At 59.6% G+C, this 255-nt stretch carries 1 protein-coding gene; it reads left to right on the top strand.

What is annotated here, in order from left to right:
• On the top strand, nt 1–255 hold a 255-nt coding region (locus K0625_RS24465), incomplete at both ends, for a hypothetical protein (protein ID WP_220111937.1).

Here is a 255-nt window from a genome sequence, read left to right as displayed (position 1 = left end):
CAACCGTGGTCATTGATGAGGATGTCAACAACGATGGCTTCATTAATGAGGCGGAGCTTGATGGTCAAATCGACATCACCGTCACCTTAGGGGCGGGCACCGCCGTCGGCGACACCCTTGTGGTCACCGACCAAGATGGCAACGTCATCTTCACTGGCACCGTGACCCAGGAGATGCTCACCAATGGCGTCCCTGTCACCATGGATGCGCCAGCGACAGGCACCGACGTCGTGGTCACCGCCACGGTCACCGACG

Source organism: Shewanella nanhaiensis (genome assembly GCF_019457885.1).
GTDB lineage: Bacteria > Pseudomonadota > Gammaproteobacteria > Enterobacterales > Shewanellaceae > Shewanella > Shewanella nanhaiensis.
The sequence above is the reverse complement of the archived record's forward strand: the minus strand, read 5'-3'. Positions and strand labels throughout refer to the sequence as shown.